15 protein-coding genes are annotated in these 16,957 nt (G+C 67.2%); 3 read left to right on the top strand and 12 right to left on the bottom strand.

Annotated elements, in window-relative coordinates; all coding sequences use genetic code 11:
• Positions 1 to 25: 25 nt before the first annotated feature.
• The gene (locus ACOQPE_RS06600; protein ID WP_420611039.1) at positions 26 to 553 is read right to left on the bottom strand and encodes a pyridoxamine 5'-phosphate oxidase family protein; all 528 of its coding nucleotides are present in this window, start codon (positions 551 to 553) and stop codon (positions 26 to 28) included.
• A 78-nt stretch (positions 554 to 631) separates the two neighbouring features.
• On the bottom strand, positions 632 to 1,627 hold the full coding sequence (locus ACOQPE_RS06595) for a lysylphosphatidylglycerol synthase transmembrane domain-containing protein (protein WP_420611038.1): 996 nt from the start codon (positions 1,625 to 1,627) through the stop codon (positions 632 to 634).
• A gap of 164 nt (positions 1,628 to 1,791) precedes the next feature.
• Between ACOQPE_RS06595 and ACOQPE_RS06590 the strand changes: the two genes are divergently transcribed.
• Positions 1,792 to 3,051 (top strand): glycosyltransferase, encoded by a 1,260-nt coding sequence (locus tag ACOQPE_RS06590; RefSeq protein WP_420611037.1) that lies wholly within the window; start codon positions 1,792 to 1,794, stop codon positions 3,049 to 3,051.
• A 43-nt stretch (positions 3,052 to 3,094) separates the two neighbouring features.
• On the opposite strand, the gene sucD is transcribed toward ACOQPE_RS06590, so the two are convergent.
• The 5 genes from sucD to ACOQPE_RS06565 all read right to left on the bottom strand — a co-directional run bounded on the left by sucD (position 3,095) and on the right by ACOQPE_RS06565 (position 9,101).
• Positions 3,095 to 3,979, bottom strand: a complete 885-nt coding sequence (sucD, locus tag ACOQPE_RS06585) for a succinate--CoA ligase subunit alpha (protein WP_420611036.1) — start codon at positions 3,977 to 3,979, stop codon at positions 3,095 to 3,097.
• Between the two features lie 13 nt (positions 3,980 to 3,992).
• The gene (sucC, locus tag ACOQPE_RS06580; RefSeq protein WP_420611035.1) at positions 3,993 to 5,141 is read right to left on the bottom strand and encodes an ADP-forming succinate--CoA ligase subunit beta; all 1,149 of its coding nucleotides are present in this window, start codon (positions 5,139 to 5,141) and stop codon (positions 3,993 to 3,995) included.
• A 63-nt stretch (positions 5,142 to 5,204) separates the two neighbouring features.
• Positions 5,205 to 7,562 (bottom strand): ATP-dependent helicase, encoded by a 2,358-nt coding sequence (locus ACOQPE_RS06575; protein ID WP_420611034.1) that lies wholly within the window; start codon positions 7,560 to 7,562, stop codon positions 5,205 to 5,207.
• Between the two features lie 73 nt (positions 7,563 to 7,635).
• Positions 7,636 to 8,832 carry a bifunctional glutamate N-acetyltransferase/amino-acid acetyltransferase ArgJ gene (argJ, locus tag ACOQPE_RS06570; protein ID WP_420611033.1) on the bottom strand — a complete coding sequence of 399 codons (1,197 nt, stop codon included), beginning with the start codon at positions 8,830 to 8,832 and terminating at the stop codon, positions 7,636 to 7,638.
• A 125-nt stretch (positions 8,833 to 8,957) separates the two neighbouring features.
• Positions 8,958 to 9,101, bottom strand: coding sequence for a hypothetical protein (locus tag ACOQPE_RS06565; protein ID WP_420611032.1), 144 nt, complete (start codon positions 9,099 to 9,101; stop codon positions 8,958 to 8,960).
• Between the two features lie 101 nt (positions 9,102 to 9,202).
• On the opposite strand from ACOQPE_RS06565, the gene ACOQPE_RS06560 reads away from it, so the two are divergent.
• Entirely contained in the window at positions 9,203 to 10,462 is a 1,260-nt protein-coding gene (locus ACOQPE_RS06560) for an ATP-binding protein (RefSeq protein ID WP_420611031.1), read from the top strand.
• A gap of 70 nt (positions 10,463 to 10,532) precedes the next feature.
• Here ACOQPE_RS06560 and ACOQPE_RS06555 read toward each other — a convergent pair whose 3' ends face one another.
• On the bottom strand, positions 10,533 to 11,891 hold the full coding sequence (locus tag ACOQPE_RS06555) for a hypothetical protein (protein ID WP_420611030.1): 1,359 nt from the start codon (positions 11,889 to 11,891) through the stop codon (positions 10,533 to 10,535).
• Between the two features lie 206 nt (positions 11,892 to 12,097).
• A complete protein-coding gene (locus tag ACOQPE_RS06550; protein WP_420611029.1) occupies positions 12,098 to 12,349 on the bottom strand; it encodes a hypothetical protein in 252 nt (83 codons plus the stop codon).
• Positions 12,350 to 12,790: 441 nt separating this feature from the next.
• On the opposite strand from ACOQPE_RS06550, the gene ACOQPE_RS06545 reads away from it, so the two are divergent.
• Positions 12,791 to 13,081, top strand: a complete 291-nt coding sequence (locus ACOQPE_RS06545) for a helix-turn-helix domain-containing protein (RefSeq protein ID WP_420611028.1) — start codon at positions 12,791 to 12,793, stop codon at positions 13,079 to 13,081.
• A gap of 150 nt (positions 13,082 to 13,231) precedes the next feature.
• On the opposite strand, the gene guaA is transcribed toward ACOQPE_RS06545, so the two are convergent.
• The 3 genes from guaA to groES all read right to left on the bottom strand — a co-directional run bounded on the left by guaA (position 13,232) and on the right by groES (position 16,944).
• Complete coding sequence (gene guaA, locus ACOQPE_RS06540; protein WP_420611027.1) at positions 13,232 to 14,809, bottom strand: glutamine-hydrolyzing GMP synthase; 1,578 nt, start codon at positions 14,807 to 14,809, stop codon at positions 13,232 to 13,234.
• A gap of 160 nt (positions 14,810 to 14,969) precedes the next feature.
• Complete coding sequence (groL, locus tag ACOQPE_RS06535) at positions 14,970 to 16,619, bottom strand: chaperonin GroEL (protein ID WP_420611026.1); 1,650 nt, start codon at positions 16,617 to 16,619, stop codon at positions 14,970 to 14,972.
• A 34-nt stretch (positions 16,620 to 16,653) separates the two neighbouring features.
• A complete protein-coding gene (gene groES / locus ACOQPE_RS06530; protein WP_419863559.1) occupies positions 16,654 to 16,944 on the bottom strand; it encodes a co-chaperone GroES in 291 nt (96 codons plus the stop codon).
• Positions 16,945 to 16,957: the final 13 nt, after the last annotated feature.

Raw genomic sequence — 16,957 nt, 5'->3', positions numbered from 1 at the left:
GCTGGAAGCGACAGCACAGTCAGCGCTAGCTGCGCGAAGCGAGCCAGCGGGAGGTGGCCTTGGCCATCTTCGAGCCGTCGTAGCCGATGCGCTGGGTCGGCTCCACCTCGAGGATCACCCACCGGGGCGAGTCGAGGAACGAGACGAACGCGGCCTGGCCCGCTTCGTTGCCCGGCCAGAGCGCCTCGGCGAGCGCCGGATAAAACCAAGCCTTGGTCTCGGCGTCGTCGTGGACCGTGCATGTGCCCTTCCACGTGATCGCCTTGTTGCGCGGCATCGGCGAGCCGGTGCTGGTGACCACGACGCACACCCGCGGATCACGTCGCACAGCACTGATGCGCGCTCGCTGGCTCGACGCTGTCAGCCAGAAGCGGCCGTCGCGCCAGACGTACGACATGATCACGCCGACGGGCCAGCCCTCGCGGTTCGCCCAGATGAAAGTGCACTCGTTGTGCGCCAGCAGCAGCTGTTCCTCGACGTCGGCGTCGAGGTCGTACACCGTGACGTCTTCGTAGTTCTCCTCGGGGTGGGCCTCCGACGATGGCTCCGGCATGGCGTGACTCCGTTCGGCAGCGGCATCGGCCGCCTGTGTCCATTCGTACAGGATCAGCTCGTCGTGCGCGTCGCCGCCTCACGACGGTTCGGCATGATCGGAGCCACGCCGTCGACCGGCCGCGGCCGCGAGCGGGAGCATCACCAGTTCATGGGCGAACTCCAGCACCCGCACTGCAATGGCGAAGGCCGCGGCATCGCCGACCCCGAAGCGCTCGGCCAGCAGTGCCGCAACCACGACCTCGCGCACGCCGAGCCCTGCCGGCGTGATGCCGACCATGCCCACGACGATGCCTGCCGCGGTCGCCCCGGCAATCAGCCAGATGTCGGCGCCGCCGGCGGCAAGCAGCGCAGCGGCGAGCAATACCGAGGCCATGAGACGCTGCGCCACTGCCAGTCCGTAGATGAATACGGCTCGCCACACGGCTGGCCGCTCGGCGTTGAGCGCGTCGGTCTGCATCCGCCCCGACAGCCATCGCAGCACAACCACCCGCTGCATCAGTCCGTCGATGCGGCGCCACCACCCCCCAGCGCCCGCCAATGTCCACGGCAGCGTCACCAGGCCGGCGGCTGCGCCGACGCCGATCACGATGCGTGCGAGCCAGCCCCCTGCAGTGCCCAGCCAGTCGGCCGGTGCCCACAGCGCAGCGAAGACTGCCGCCCAGCCAACCAGCGTGGCTGTTTCCACGATCACCGACGCGCCGGCTGCGGCCCGGTTCACGCCCAGCGGGGCGGCCAGGCCGGCACGGGCGACCACTGGCACCAGCCCGCTCGGCAGGTAGCGCGTTGCCTGGGACAGCATCCAGACGCGCAGCGCCGGGCCTTGCGTCAGCGGCGTGCCGTAGCCGCCGATGAGCTCCCGCCATCCGAGTGCCAGGCACCAGGTTGCGGTCATCGACACGATGACAGCGGCCACCAGCCCGATGGCATCCACCTGTAGGTCGATCTGGCGCAGGTCGTCCCAGTAGCGGACGGCCAGCCAGACGATCATCGCCGCAGTCGCCAAGCTCAGCGTCCACCTTACGGCAGTGCCGGATCGCTGCCGTTCGGCGATGCTGCCGTTCGATCCGCTCACGGCTGCACGCTCGTGATGCTGCGCATCAGCCAGGTCCGGCGTTCCCGGCACATCTGGCACCCGGCCGGCATCCCGCCGAGCGTACCGGGGTCCCAGCGAGCCACCCGGAGCGTCGACGGAACGGCTCCAAGCAGGACCGCTGCGAGACTGGGCGGGTGCGTGTGGTGTTGGTTGCACCGGGGTTTCCGACGTCGCTGGACGATCATCACAAGCCCTTCCTGCTCGATCACGCACGGGCGCTGGCCAGTGCAGGTGCCGAGGTGACGGTGGTGTGCCCCGCTCACCCCGATGCGCCGCGCCGCCACGTGGTGGGCGACATCGAGGTGCACAGAGTGCGCTTCGCCCCCCGCCGGATCGAAGCACGGGTAGCGCTAGGCGAGAGCTACCGGGTCTTTTCCGGATTGTCAGCGCTGTGGGTCGTCCCGATGATCGCCCGGCTGACGCTGGCCGCAGCACGCCAGGCACGTCGCCGCTCGGGTACCGGCGCAGTGATTCACGGCCACTGGTGGTTTCCCTGCGGGCTGGTGGCCGTTGCTGCCGCTGCGCTTGCGGGACGGCAGACGGCCAGCGTGGTGCACGTCCACGGCTCCGACGCTGCAGTCACTACGAACGCGGTCCACCGGTGGCTGGCGCGGCGGGTGCTGCGCCACGCAAGTGCTGTGGTCACGGTGTCCGCGCAGCTGAGTGACTGGGCGTCGTCGCTGGTGCAGCGACGCGGTGGGGGGCGGCCCCGGTCTCGCGCCGACGACGGCGCCGAGCGACCCCCGACGCGATCGAGGGTGTTACAGCCGCTGTCCGACATCGCACGAGCGGTACGGCCATCGGCACCGCTGCTGCAGGTTGTGTCGATGCCGGTGGGCGTCGACCGGCTCGGGCCGGCTACGCCGACACCGGCTGACGGGCCAATCGTCGCCCTCGGCCGTCTCATGGCCGAGAAGGGCTTCGATGTGATGATCGAGGCTGTGGCGCTCATGCCGCCATCCGAACGACCCGAGCTGGCCATCGTGGGCGACGGACCCGATCGCGTTCTGCTCGAGGCGCTGGCACTGCGACGCGACGTGAAGGCAACCTTCACTGGAGCCGTGGCGCCTAGCGAGGTCGGCGAGTGGTACCGGCGGGCCCGACTGGTGTGCGTGCCGAGCCGGCGGGAAGGCTTCGGCATGATCACCGCGGAGGCTCTCGCTGCAGGCCGACCCGTAGTCGCCACCGCCGTGGGCGCTGCGCCTCAACTGATCAGCGATGGCGTGAATGGCTGTTTGGTGCCAACCGACGACGCCGACGCTCTTGCGGAGGCGCTCACCAAGGCCCTGCAGTCAAACCTCGCCGCCTCGGCCGCATCAAGCGCTGCGGCGCCGGCACCATTCAGCCCTGAGGCCCACGCCGAAGCACTGCTGGAGCTCTACGCGACGCTCAGCCAGCGCTAGCCCCGAGAGGCGACAGGCCGGGCGCAACAAGCAGATGTAGCTCCTAGAGCTCGGCGACGATCTCGGCCATGAGCTCGCCGGCCTCGGTGGGATTCAGCCCAACCCGCACGCCGGCGTCGCGCAGCGCATCCATCTTGGCCGCAGCAGTGCCCTTGCCCCCCGACACGATGGCACCAGCGTGGCCCATCTTCTTGCCCGGAGGCGCAGTCACCCCGGCGATGTAGCTCGACACCGGCTTGGACATGTTGTCCTTGATGAACGCAGCAGCCTCTTCCTCGGCCGAGCCGCCGATCTCGCCGATCATCATCACGGCCTTGGTGTCGGGATCGGCTTCGAAGGCTTCGAGGCAGTCGATGAACGACGTGCCCGGCACCGGGTCGCCGCCGATGCCCACACAGGTGGTGACGCCGATGTCTTTCTGCTGCAGCTCGTACAGCGCCTGGTAGGTCAGTGTTCCCGACCGGCTGACAATGCCCACCGGGCCGCCCGGCTTGGCGATGTGCCCCGCGGTGATGCCGATGTTGCACTCCCCCGGCGTGATGATCCCCGGGCAGTTCGGGCCCAGCAGCCGGACGTGGGGGTAGTCGCGCTTCAGCATGTTGAAGAAGCGGGCCTCGTCGTGGGCCGGCACGCCTTCGGTGATGCAGGCCACGAACTCGATCCCCGCCTCGGCGGCGTCCATCACGGCGCTGAACACGCCGGGCGCGGGGATGAAGATGCAGGAAGCATTGGCGCCCGTGGCGGCGACCGCCTCGGTGCAGTTGGCGAACACCGGCACGCCTTCCACATCGGTGCCGGCCTTGCGTGGGTTGGTGCCCGCCACCACGTTGGTGCCGTAGTCGCGGTTCAGCATGCCGTAGTACCGGCCCTGCGAGCCGGTGAGGCCCTGGTAGACGACCTTGGTGTCCTTGTTGACGAAAACACTCATCTGAAGCTCCCGTTCAGCTCGCAGCCGCGGCCATCGCGACGGCTCGACGGGCAGCGTCGAGCATGGTCGGTTCCATCACCAGCTTCTCGTTGAGGTGCGGTGCGAGGATCTCGCGCCCCTCCGCGGCGTTGGTGCCGTCCAGGCGCAGCACGATCGGCGCCTCGATGTCGACCGCGCCGAGCGCCCCGATGATGCCGTTGGCCACTTCCTCGCCGCGGGTGATCCCGCCGAAGATGTTGATGAAGATGGCCCGCACGTCGGGGTCGTTGTTGATGACCTCGAGCGCATTGGCCATCACCTGGGCATTGGCGCCGCCGCCGATGTCGAGGAAGTTGGCCGGCTTACCGCCCACCTGATTCACCACGTCCACCGTGCTCATCGCCAGCCCGGCGCCGTTGGCGATCACGCCCACACTGCCGGCCAGGCCCACATACTGCAGGCCCTTGGCGTGGGCCGCCTCCTCACGCTCGTCGCGGGGCTGGGTCTCGTCGTACTGCGCGTAGTCTTCGTGGCGGAACACGGCGTTGGCGTCGAGGGTGACCTTGGCGTCGAGCACGTGCACCCGGCCCTCGGGCGTGAGGATCAGCGGGTTGATCTCGACGAGGTCGGCGTCACCCTCGGTGTAGGCCACATAGAGCTTGCGCAGGATCTCGACGGCCTGATCGGTGGCAGCGGGGTTGAGGTTGGCGCCCTCCACCCACGCTCGGGCGGCCTCTTCGGTGAGCCCCTCGGCGGGGTCCACGAGCACCTTGCTGATGGCGTCGGGATTCTCGGCCGCAACGGTCTCGATCTCCACGCCGCCCTCGGCCGACAGCATCCCGAGGTGCTTCTTGGCCGAGCGGTCCAGCGTGAAGCTGGCGTAGTACTCCTCGGAGATGTCCGACGCCTTCTCGATCCACAGCCGTCGCACGATGTGGCCGTTGATGTCGAGTCCCAGGATGTTGGACGCGTGGGTCTGCACATCGTCGACGGAAGCGGCGAACTTCACGCCTCCCGCCTTGCCGCGCCCGCCGGTGTGCACCTGCGCCTTCACCATCACCGGCGTGCCCAAGCGCTCCGCGGCGGCTACTGCTTCGTCGACGCTGAAGGCGACTTCGCCGTCGGATACCGGTATGCCGTAGCCCTTGAAGAACTGCTTGCCCTGATACTCGAAGAGATCCACGGCGGGGAGCATAGGAGCGGAGCCCTGCCGCCCGCTGCGAACACAGCAGGGGGCTCCGGCTGCCTAGGAGCGGATGCGGCGGAGGTTGGCGAAGCTGGCGACGAGGGTCTTGGTGCCGAGGTCGGCGAAGTGGACAGTGACCTCCCAGTCGTCGCCGTCGGGCCGTACGTCCTGCACGACGCCGGCACCGAAACGGTCATGCAACACGTCATCGCCGACGCCGTACCCGAGGTCGGTCGAGGGAGCCGGCTTCGGCTCGCCCATCCGGGCGGCCACCCGGCGGCGGGCCTCCTCCCGCCGCGACTCGCGGCCTTTCGCCGCGCTGTCGTCGTGGCGGGCGGGATCGCTGCGGGGCTGGCTCCGGCCCGCCAGCTCCGTCTCGCTGAGTTGGCTGTACTCGCTGGGCTCGCTGGCCCGCCGATTGGCGCCCCAGTCGCTGGTGACGGGCCGCCACGAGCTGCCGAGCCGCTGGGTGTCGTCGGAGCGGTCGTCCAGCAGGTCCGCCGGGATCTCGTCGATGAAGCGGCTGGGCGGATTGTAGCTGGTCTGACCGTGCAGCATCCGGCTCCATGAGTGCGTCAGGTAGAGCTGCTTACGGGCCCGGGTGATGCCCACGTACGCCAGCCGTCGCTCTTCCTCCAGCTCGTAGGGATCGGTCATCGAGCGGTGGTGCGGGAAGATGCCGTCTTCCATACCGGTCACGAACACGATGTCGAACTCGAGCCCCTTGGCGGAGTGCAGGGTCATCAGCGAAACCTGAGAGGCATCGGTCATCTCGTCCACGTCGCTGACCAGCGACACCTGCTCCAGGAACTCGTCGCACGACTCGAATTCAGCGGCGGCGCCCGCGAGTTCTTCGAGGTGCTCCAGCCGGCCGTCGGATTCGACGGTGCCCTCATCGTGCAGCGCCTGGATGTAGCCCGATTCGTTCAGCGCCACTTCGAGCACGGCGGCGGGACCCTCGTCGATGCGTGCCCGAGCACGACTCATCAGCTCGCGGAACTGCTGCAGGCCGCCGCGGGCGGTGCCGCGCACGCCCAGCGATTCGATACGGTCGATCACCTCGGCAAGCGATGTGTCGCCCCGTGCGGCCGCATCGTCCAGCTTGGCAATCGTTCGGTCGCCGATGCCGCGGGCGGGCAGGTTCACGACCCGCTTGAGCGACACCTCATCAGACGGGTTGACTGCGGCCCGCAGGTAGGCCAGCGCGTCCTTGATCTCGCGCCGGTCGTAGAAGCGAGTGCCGCCGATGATCTGGTACGGCACGTCGTTGGCGACGAGCTCCTCTTCGATCACGCGCGACTGGGCGTTGGACCGGTAGAACACCGCAGCGTCAGACCAGTCGATCCGGCCGTCGCCGTGCAGGCGGCGCAGCTCCGCGCAGACGTAGTGCGCCTCGTCTTCCTCGTTCGTGCCGCGGTAGCGGATCGGCTTGGCACCGCCGGATTGATCGGTCCAGAGGTTCTTCGGCGGCCGTCCGAAGTTGTTGCGGATTACCGAGTTGGCGGCATCGAGGATCGCCTGGCTGGAGCGGTAGTTCTGATCCAGCACGTAGGTCGAGCTGTCATCAAAGGTGGCGCCGAACTCCAGGATGTTGGTGATGTCGGCGCCCCGGAACGCGTAGATCGACTGGTCGGAGTCGCCGACCACGAAGACGTTCTGGGCGGGCCCGCTCAGCAGGCCGATCAGGCGCACCTGCGCCAGGTTCGTGTCTTGGTACTCGTCGACGAGAATGTGCTCGAAGCGCCGCCGGTAATGCTCGGCCACATCGTCATGGGCACTGAGCAGCTCCACGCCCAGCATCAACAGGTCGTCGAAGTCCATGGCGCCGGCGCGCCGCAGCCGCTTCTGGTACTCGGAGTAGACGCGGGCCACTTCACGGTTGAACGGCCCGCCGCCATCGGGCGACTCGGCCCGCTCCGCAGCCTGCGGCGGCGTGGTGAGCTGGTTCTTCAGCGTCGAGATCGCCGCGTGCACGGCGCGCTCGTTGAATCGCTTGGCATCGAGGTCGAGGTCGCGCACCACATAGCGGGTGAGCCGCCGCGAGTCGGCCTGGTCGTAGATGCTGAAGGTGCCGGGGTAGCCGAGCACATCTGCATGGCTGCGCAGGATGCGAGCGCAGGCGCTGTGGAAGGTGGAGATCCACATCCGCTGCGCCACGGGACCGACGAGGCTGCCGATGCGCTCGCGCATTTCCCCCGCCGCCTTGTTAGTGAAGGTGATGGCCAGCAGGCCGAACGGGCTGACCTGCCGATGGGCCAGCAGGTAGGCGATGCGGTGACTGAGCACACGCGTCTTGCCCGATCCGGCCCCGGCCACCACCAGCGCCGGACCATCACCGTGCAGCACGGCGGCCCGCTGACCAGCGTTGAGCGGCGCCAGGATCGGATCGTCGCCTGGGTTCATCGGCTCGGCGCTCATGAGCTGCGGGCTCACGGGTTGTCGTTCGGTCGGCGCGGGCTGCGCCACGGGCGAGGGACGAGCGCGCGTCGGCTCACGTCGTGTAATCGGCGTTGATGCGGACGTACTGGTCGGTGAGGTCGCAGCCGTACACGGTGAACGAGCCATCCGCGATGCCCAAGTCCACCGAGATCAGCACCTCGTCCGACGCCAAGTACGCCTCAAGCTCGGCGAGGGCTTCGGGCGTCGCGGGCGTGGGGTACACCTCTTGGTCGCCGAAACGGATCCTGACGCGGTCGGGGTCGATGTCGGTCTCGTCGCTGCACTTGCCGATCGCCATCGCGACCCGGCCCCAGTTGGGATCGCGGCCATGCACGGCCGTCTTCACCAGCGGCGAGTTCACGATGACCTTGGCGACCCGCTTGGCCTGGGCGTCGTCACGAGCGCCGTTCGCCGACACCACGATCAGGGTCTCCGCTCCCTCGCCGTCGAACGCGAGTTGACGTGTCAGGTCCAGGCTGACGGCGCCGAGGGCGGCCTCCAGATCAGCCTCGTCGACCGGCCCCGCGGCGCCGTTGGCCAGCATCACCACCATGTCGCTGGTGGATGTGTCGGTGTCGACGCTAAGCGCGTTGAAGGTCACATCGCAGACCCGGCGCAGCATGACGTCGAGCCGTTCTGGAGCGATCTCGGCATCGGTGATGATCACCGAGATCATCGTGGCCATATCGGGCTCGATCATTCCCGAGCCCTTCGCGATGCCCACCACCGTGGCGGCACCTGCTGAGGCGCTCGCCGTCTTGGGATGCGTGTCGGTGGTCATGATCGCCGTCGCAGCGGCAACGGCATCGTTGCTGTCGAGCGCTGGTTCTGAGCCTGCGATCAACCGGTCGAAGTACGTGTCGATCTTGCCTTCGGGGTAGGGCACGCCGATCAAGCCGGTGGAGCCGACCAACACTTGGCCGGGCTCGCAACCCACCAGTTCCGCGACCCGATTCGCGAGGTTCGCTGCGTCTCGCTCACCCTGCGCGCCAGTTGCCACGTTCGAGTTCTTCGATATGACCACCACAGCCTGCACTCGCCCGTCGGCAACGTTGGCCTGACTGCGACGCACGCTGGCCCCCGAGAAAAGACTCTTGGTAAACACACCGGCTGCGGCCGCCACCCGATCAGCCGCCAGCACCATCACATCGTCGGTGTCGTCCTTGATGCCGATATTGCCCACATGGCAAGCGAACCCCGCCGGCAAGTCCACCGATGCAGCCGCATTCGCGGCCCCTGCTGAAGTCATGATCAGCCCTTGTCACACGCTTCCCGCGGCCCTGCCGCGGCTGTGGGGCCAAGGTAGTTGCGGTTGTGCCGGGAGCCTCCTCCAATTTCGCGTTCTGGCTCAGCGATCGCTGTCGGGCACGGGCGCTAGCGGCCTGGCTGCTGGCCGCGGATCGGTGGCCGCATGATGTACGGCCACGGGAACGGCAGCGGGCTGAGCGGCACGTCGGTGGCACCGTCGGCGGTGACCTGGTCTTGGCAGAAGTTGATGTTGTACGGCATGAGCCTCATGCCTCCGGCTGCAATTCAAGCATTTTGGATTCTGCAAATCATGTATTTTAATACCAGCAGATCATGCATTTAGAGCGACGGAGATCAGGGAGTGGGCACTGGTGACTGACAGCGGATCCCGCTACCGGAGAATCGTCGAACGACTCCTCAGCGACGAGCTCCTGCCGACCTTCCCGGCGGTCCATCTTGTCGGGGCGCGCGGTTGCGGCAAGACGACGTCCGCGACCCGGTTTGCAGATGCGGTGCTGGACCTCTCCGAGCCGGGAACACGCCGCGCTGCCATGGAGAGTCCTGACGGTCTGCTGGCAGCCTCGCACGGAACCGTGCTCATCGACGAGTGGCAAGAGGCTCCAGAGATTCTCGGAGCAGTCAAGCGTGCTGTCGACAGAGACCTCGAAGCCACACCGGGCCGGTTTGTCATTGCCGGATCGGTGCGCGCCGCGCACCAGGCCGCGACGTGGCCCGGGACCGGTCGGCTCATCCGGGTGCGGATGTATGGACTCACTCACACCGAGATGGAAGGAACCGACGCCTACGATCCCGTCGCTCGGTTCTTTGCGGGAGACACCGATGGTTACACGCGTTCGGAATGGGACCGCGCCCACTACAGCGAAACCATCGTCCGCGGCCGATTCCCGGGCACGATGCGGTTCGACGGCGCTGCTCGCGGCCGTTGGTTCGCCAGCTACGTCGAACAGTTGGCCGAACGCGATGCCGCGCAGCTGACCTCACGATCACCGCAATCGCCGAAGCTCCGGGCTGTACTCGATTCGTGCGCCGCGCGAACGGGTCAGCTGCTCAACAAGCAGGCGGTGGCACGCGACTCCGCGGTAGACGTCCGCACTGCTGACGCGCATGTCTCGCTGCTGGAGGATCTGTCGGTCGTCGTGCGCATCCCGGCATGGCACACCCAGCGTGTCAAGCGGCTGACGCGCTCGCCGAAGGTGCATGTGATGGACCCGGGTCTCGCTGCGCACCTGCTCGGCGCGGATGCGCGTGCGCTGAGCCTCTCCGAACGACTCGTCGGACAGCTCTTCGAGACGCTGGTCGTCACCGAAATTTTGCCGCACCTGCAGGCTTCAGCAGTGCAGACCGGCTTCTTCCACGCCCGCGGCACCGACGGCAAGGAAGTCGACCTCGTGCTCGAACGACACGGCAAGATCGTCGGACTCGAGGTCAAGTCGTCCGAGAATGTCGGCCGCCGCGATGCCCGGGGACTGATGTGGCTCCGCGACATCACCGGGGATGCATTCCAGATGGGCGCCGTGCTGTACGCGGGCCGATGGCCCTTCGAACTCGACGACCGCATCTGGGCCCTGCCCATCAGCACCCTCTGGCAACCACCGCTTGCAACGTCCTGACGTCGCGCTGCCGAGCGTCACGGCAAACGCACCTCCCAGCGGATCGCGGATGCGCCAGAGGCGAAGTCGGTCAGCCAGGAGTTAGAGCGTTTGACTCGGTAGGTGCTCCGCCGGATTCCGAATCAGCAGCCTCGTCGATTGTGGGCGCCGCAGCCATCTTCGGTGGAACCGGCGTCGGGCTGCGCATGTGCTGCACAACGTTGCGGTAGAAGTCGTCGATGGCATCGACCACCGAGTCGGCGAAACCGAGCGTGCGGACGTTACGGGTGCGTCGGCCTTGGCCAGTCTCGGTGCGATGCGACACACGAAACTTGACAGGCGGCTTGTCCCGAGACCGGAGTATCACCGCCGTGTCCTCGCGCAGGTCAGCGAGGGAGGCGATTTCGGCCACGCGACTGCTGCGCGTGAACGCCTCGACGGTGATGCTGCTTGGCGCGTCGCGTAGCTGCTGCCGTACAAGCCAGCCAATGCGCCCCTTGCCGCCCTTGTCGAGCGGAGCCGGACTCTCGACGGCGACGACTGTGCGGGCAGCTCGCATGTCGGCGGTGACCGTGATGTCGCCAACCGCTCCTGGGACGCGCAAACGGCCTTGGAGCAGGCCGTTATCGCACAGTTCCGCAGCAAGAGACCTGATGCGCTGGCTCGGATCGTCGCGCTGCGCCTTCGGGATCACCTCACGCACATCGATCCCGAGTTCGGCGCCGAGGCGCATTGCTGTCGTGTGAAGGAGTTGATCCCAACGGCGACACACGTCCAGCGCCTCAGGGCCTGGCTTGCCGAGCAGCCCGTCGCGTGCCTTGTCCCTCACGCTGACCCAGTGCTCGCCCATATCGCTGGCCTGAGCGATGCCGCTGTTGGGATGCTCCAAGTAGCGGATGAGCTCTGCGGCAATCCATGCCTGTTCCTCGTCTTCGACCCCGTGATGAGCGACCTGCTGAACCGCCTCTGCGAGAATCCGCGTCCACGAGAGGTGATGGAGCTTGACCGAGCCGACGCGCAGTGAATCCGCCCGCGGCGTCGGATGGGCACCGTCGAAGGGGGCGACCTCGCCGGAGATCGTGATCAGGCAGTCGTAACCTTCGGCACGAGCAAGCTTCAGATACTTCTCGATCTGGCTGAGTTCCTGCGGGCTGTCGCCAGTCTTCACTTCGACCAAAGCGGTGAACGTGTGCTTACCGGAACTCACGCGTATCACGCCATCGGGCCGCAGCGTTTCGCCGTCGGCCGTCTTGTAAGGCACTTCGGTCCATGCCTCGACTGTCGCCCTGTCCGCCTTGCTTGCTCCGAGCGGCCCCAGCAGACGTCGGGAAAGCGGCCGGACCATCGTGAGCACCGACAATAAAGCTGCGGTGGCTCGTTGCTCGGCTTCCTGCTGGCCCTTCACCCCTGCCACGGAGAACAGCCGGACTTGGTGGTTGTCGTCAAGCATCGTGCGTTCTTTCGGTCTCAGGCGCGAGTTCGAATCCTAGGTCTCGGGGTGCGGTACGGGCACTTGCTATATGGGTTGCGTCGGCATCTACCGGACTCTGCACGACGTGTTCGATGATCGTCTAGTGGCTCACGTGATCCGCGTTGGGCATCGACGCTAGGTGTTCCAGCCCCGATGACACTCGTTCCGGTGCCCGATGCGCACCATCACCGCTTGAACAGGTCTCGTTGGGCGGCTTCCTTTGACCAGGCTCGATGACGGCGCTTCTCGGCAATCCAGCGATACACGCCTCGTCCCATCTTGAACGGGAAGAGGCTCTCCAACATCAGCCTCGCAAGCCACAGAACGATGGTGATGGCACCGACCGCGGCGGCCGCGACGAAGGGCCATGAATTGACGGACGGGCCGCCCGGCACGAGGATCAAGGTAACGACTGAGGCGACCACGGCTGCCGCCACAGAGACGACGCCCCAGCGAAGAATGCGCCTGCGGCGCTCGGGGCTGCTCAGGACCGTTCGAATGCCGCTCCACGTTGGACCCAGCGATTCATCGGACAGGTCAGGCTTGCGCCACATCGTCGCCTATTGCCATTGGCCTATTCCCATTCGATGGTGCCGGGCGGCTTGAAGGTGATGTCGAGTCCGTTGGCGATAAGCGTCTCCACCGCCAAGTTCGCCATCGACTGCGCCATGAGCCCCCTACAACTTGAGGCGACCGTACCCGAAACGACTATTCCGACCTCAGACCGCTCGGTGAGCGTCTTCACAAGTTCCGGATTCGACACGAAGCGCTCGAGACCGTCGGGGTGTTCGAGGGCAGGTCTCCAAGCGTGGGCGACGACGCGGCCGTTGACGCTCTATGGTGAATTTCCTATAGTGCTGGGCGAAGTGGAGCTTCAGATGTCACTCGCATACGACGAGGTGGTCGCCTCGCGCCGAGCACGGCTTGGCGCTGATGCGGTGACGCAAGGCGAAGTCTTCGCGCAGGCATACAAGATTGCAATGCAGGTCATGGATCTGCGCAACAAGCACGGTCTGACCCAGTCGCAGCTAGCTAAGCGTTGCGGGATGAGCCAAGCCGACATCAGCCGGATCGAGCGGGGTTCCACCAGTCCGACTGCACGCACCCTGCAGCGGATCGCGGATGCCCTCGAAGCCGATGTGTGCCTCGTTGCCCGCACCCACTCCTGACGCGGAAAGGCTGCAGTCTCCGCCACGGGGATGCGTCGCGCTATTCGGGTGCTTCACGCGCTGCTACGGATGAATCAACGGCTCCCGTACGCCAATGGCGCAACATCTTTGCCATCACTGCCACTCAATTGCGCGCAGTCACACCGGTGGCTATTCCCATTCGATGGTGCCGGGCGGCTTGGAGGTGATGTCGTAGACGACCCGGTTGACGCCGGGCACTTCGTTGACGATCCGTGACGAGATCAACTCGAGCAGGTTGTGGGGCAGGCGGGCCCAGTCGGCAGTCATGGCGTCCTCGCTGGTGACGGCGCGCACGATGATCGGGCGGGCATAGGTGCGCTCGTCGCCCATCACGCCGACGCTGCGGATGTCGGCCAGCACGGCGAATCCCTGCCACACCTCGCCGTCGAGGCCAGCCTTGGCGATCTCGTCACGCACGATGACGTCGGCCGCTCGCACTGTCTCGACAGCCTCGGGCGTGACTTCGCCCACGATCCTTACGCCCAGGCCCGGCCCGGGGAACGGCTGGCGCTGCACGATCTCGGGCGGCAATCCCAGCTCGGCGCCGACGGCCCGCACCTCGTCCTTGAACAGGTTCCGCAGCGGCTCCACCAGCTCGAAGGACATGTCTTCGGGCAGCCCGCCCACGTTGTGGTGGCTCTTGATCTTCGCCGCGGTCGGCGATCCCGACTCGATCACATCGGGGTACAGCGTGCCCTGCACCAGGAAGCGGGCGTCGGTGATGCCGCCCGCGGCGCGCTCGAAGATGCGCACGAACTTCTCGCCGATGATCTTGCGCTTGTCCTCGGGGTCGGTCACGCCGGCCAGTGCCGCGAAGAACTCGTCGGCGGCGCGTTCATGGATCAGTTCGATCCCCTGGGTGCGCCGGAACGTGTCGGTGACCTGCTCGCCCTCGCCGGCACGCATGAGCCCGGTGTCCACGAACACGCAGGTGAGCTGGCTGCCGATGGCCCGCTGTGTCAGCGCGGCGGCCACGGCGCTGTCCACCCCGCCCGACAGCCCGCAGATGGCCCGTGCGCTGCCTACCTGGACCCGGATGGCCTCGATGCTCTCGGTGATGACGTTGGCCATCGTCCACTCGGAGTTGATCCCGCAGATGCCGTGGAGGAATCGCTCGAGCTGGGCCTGCCCTCCCGGCGTGTGCGCGACTTCGGGGTGGTGCTGCACCCCGTAGAAGCAGCGCTGCGGGTCTTCGATGACAGCAGCAGGGCTGTCGGCGGTGGACGCCGTGACCGTGAAGCCCCCGGGCGGCTTGACCACGGCGTCGAAGTGCGACATCCACACGGGCTCGGTGGAGCCGACGCCGTCGCCGGGTTCCCCAAGGAGTTCGGAGGGCACTCCGGCGTGCGTCATCGTGGTGCGGCCGTACTCGCCCCGGCCGCTGCGATCCACCTGCCCACCCAGGTCGCGGGCCAGCAGCTGCGACCCGTAGCAAATGCCCAGGATCGGCACGCCGAGCTCGTACACGGCGGGGTCGATGCCCGGGGCGCCCTCGACGTGCACCGATGCCGGCCCGCCGCTGAAGATGATCGCCGCGGGCGAGCGCTCGGCCAACTCGGCGGCAGTGGCCGTGTGGTGAACGATCTCGGAATAGACCTGCGCCTCACGCACCCGCCGGGCGATCAGCTGCGCATACTGCGCGCCGAAGTCCACCACCAAGACCGTTGGGTGGGCGACCGGGGCGGCCGCCGGGGAGTGTGGGGGCATAAGTCCGGCGCCGCAGCCGCGCCACGTTGGGGAAAACAACGAGGGTACCGCTGGGTCCCAGCGGCATTGCGGGTTTTGGCATCCGGGTGCCGTCCGGCAACGACACAGGGCCGGCGCGAACGCCGGCCCTGCGCCTGTTTGGGAGGAGGTGGAGCGGGAGCTACATCATCCCGGGCATGCCGCCCATGCCGCCGCCCATGGCAGCAGCAGCCGCAGCGGCAGCGGCGGGGTCGGCTTCCTCGGGCTTGTCGGTCACCAGCGTCTCGGTGGTGAGCAGCAGTGCCGCGATCGACGCTGCGTTCTGCAGCGCCGCACGGGTGACCTTCGCCGGGTCGATGACGCCGGCTGACACCAGGTCCTCGAACTTGCCGGTGTCGGCATTGAAGCCCGTGTTGCCGTCGGCCTGCTCGATCTGCTGCACGATGACAGCACCCTCGTAGCCGGCGTTCTGCGCGATCTGGCGGCTGGGGCCTTCCAGCGCACGATGCACCATGCGAGCCCCGGTGGCCTCGTCGCCGTCGAGGTCGAGCGCTGCCACCGCAGCACGGGCCCGCAGCAGCGCTGTGCCGCCGCCGGGCACAATGCCCTCTTCGATGGCGGCACGGGTCGCAGACACCGCGTCCTCGATGCGGTGCTTCTTTTCCTTCAGCTCGACCTCGGTGGCCGCGCCGACCTGGATCACCGCAACACCGCCGGCCAGCTTCGCCAGCCGTTCCTGCAGCTTCTCGCGGTCCCAGTCGGAGTCGGTGTCGTCGATCTCACGCTTGATCTGGACGACACGCCCGTCGACGTCGCCGCTGTCGCCGCCGCCCTCCACGATCGTGGTCTCGTCCTTGGTGATGATCACCTTGCGGGCGGTGCCCAGCAGGTCGAGGGTGGTGTTGTCGAGCTTCAGGCCGACCTCTTCGGAGATGACCTCGCCGCCGGTCAGGATCGCCATGTCGGCCAGCATCGCCTTGCGTCGCTCGCCGAAGCCAGGCGCCTTCACGGCAGCCGATGAGAACGTGCCGCGGATCTTGTTGACCACGAGCGTGGCCAGCGCCTCGCCCTCGACGTCCTCGGCGATGATCACCAGGCCCTTGCCGGTCTGCATGACCTTCTCGAGCACCGGCACCATCTCGGCGACCGCGCCGATCTTGCCGTTCACGAACAGCAGGTACGGGTCGTCGAAGACAGCTTCCTGGCGATCGGGGTCGGTCACGAAGTACGGCGACAGGAAGCCCTTGTCGAACTGCATGCCCTCGGTGAATTCGAGGTCGACGCCGAACGTGTTGGATTCCTCCACCGAGATGACGCCGTCCTTGCCGACCTTGTCGAACGCCTCGGCGAGCGTCTCGCCGATCGTGGTGTCGGCTGAGGAGATCCCGGCGACGCTGGCGATCTTGTCCTTGTCGTCGGAGACGTCGGTCGACATGTCGACCATCTCGTCCACCGCGGCAGCCACAGCGGTCTCGATGCCCCGCTTGAGCTCCATCGGGTTGGCACCGGCGGCCACGTTGCGCAGGCCCTCACGGACCATGGCCTGGGCCAGCACGGTGGCGGTGGTGGTGCCGTCGCCGGCGACGTCGTTGGTCTTGGTGGCCACTTCCTTGACGAGCTGAGCACCCATGTTCTCGAACGGGTCGTCCAGCTCGATCTCGCGGGCGATGCTCACGCCGTCGTTGGTGATCGTGGGTGCCCCGAATGACTTCTCGAGCACGACATTGCGGCCCTTGGGCCCCAGGGTCACCTTGACCGCATCGGCCAGTTTGTTGACGCCAGCTTCGAGGCCACGCCGGGCCTCCTCGCTGAACTTCAGGATCTTGGGCATGTGTTGGTTCTCTTTCCCCTCGGCGCGCTCAGCGTCAGGCCACGATGGCCAGGACGTCGCGGGCGCTCAGGATGAGCAGGTCCTCGCCGGCCACCGTGATCTCGGTGCCGCCGTACTTGCTGTACACGACGGTGTCGCCGACGCCGACATCCATCTGGATGATCTCGCCCGACTGGTCGGAACGCTTGCCGGGGCCGACCGCAAGTACCTCGCCCTGCTGGGGCTTTTCCTTGGCGGTGTCGGGGATGACCAGGCCGCTGGCGGTGGTTTCCTCCGCGTCGCTCGGACGCACGACGATGCGGTCCTCAAGTGGCTTCAGGTTCATGGTCGGCAGTGCC

The sequence above is a fragment of the Candidatus Poriferisodalis sp. genome (genome assembly GCF_965219595.1).
Lineage (GTDB): Bacteria > Actinomycetota > Acidimicrobiia > Acidimicrobiales > Poriferisodalaceae > Poriferisodalis.
This window is presented reverse-complemented; position numbering and strand designations above follow the sequence as displayed.

What these genes read in the sequence shown, in the direction of transcription:
- ACOQPE_RS06600 (WP_420611039.1), bottom strand. Translation starts at nt 553, where the DNA reads ATGCCGGAGCCATCGTCGGAGGCCCACCCCGAGGAGAACTACGAAGAC.
- sucD (WP_420611036.1), bottom strand. Translation starts at nt 3,979, where the DNA reads ATGAGTGTTTTCGTCAACAAGGACACCAAGGTCGTCTACCAGGGCCTC.
- ACOQPE_RS06575 (WP_420611034.1), bottom strand. Translation starts at nt 7,562, where the DNA reads ATGAGCGCCGAGCCGATGAACCCAGGCGACGATCCGATCCTGGCGCCG.
- argJ (WP_420611033.1), bottom strand. Translation starts at nt 8,832, where the DNA reads ATGACTTCAGCAGGGGCCGCGAATGCGGCTGCATCGGTGGACTTGCCG.
- ACOQPE_RS06565 (WP_420611032.1), bottom strand. Translation starts at nt 9,101, where the DNA reads ATGAGGCTCATGCCGTACAACATCAACTTCTGCCAAGACCAGGTCACC.
- ACOQPE_RS06555 (WP_420611030.1), bottom strand. Translation starts at nt 11,891, where the DNA reads ATGCTTGACGACAACCACCAAGTCCGGCTGTTCTCCGTGGCAGGGGTG.
- ACOQPE_RS06545 (WP_420611028.1), top strand. Translation starts at nt 12,791, where the DNA reads ATGTCACTCGCATACGACGAGGTGGTCGCCTCGCGCCGAGCACGGCTT.
- guaA (WP_420611027.1), bottom strand. Translation starts at nt 14,809, where the DNA reads ATGCCCCCACACTCCCCGGCGGCCGCCCCGGTCGCCCACCCAACGGTC.
- groL (WP_420611026.1), bottom strand. Translation starts at nt 16,619, where the DNA reads ATGCCCAAGATCCTGAAGTTCAGCGAGGAGGCCCGGCGTGGCCTCGAA.
- groES (WP_419863559.1), bottom strand. Translation starts at nt 16,944, where the DNA reads ATGAACCTGAAGCCACTTGAGGACCGCATCGTCGTGCGTCCGAGCGAC.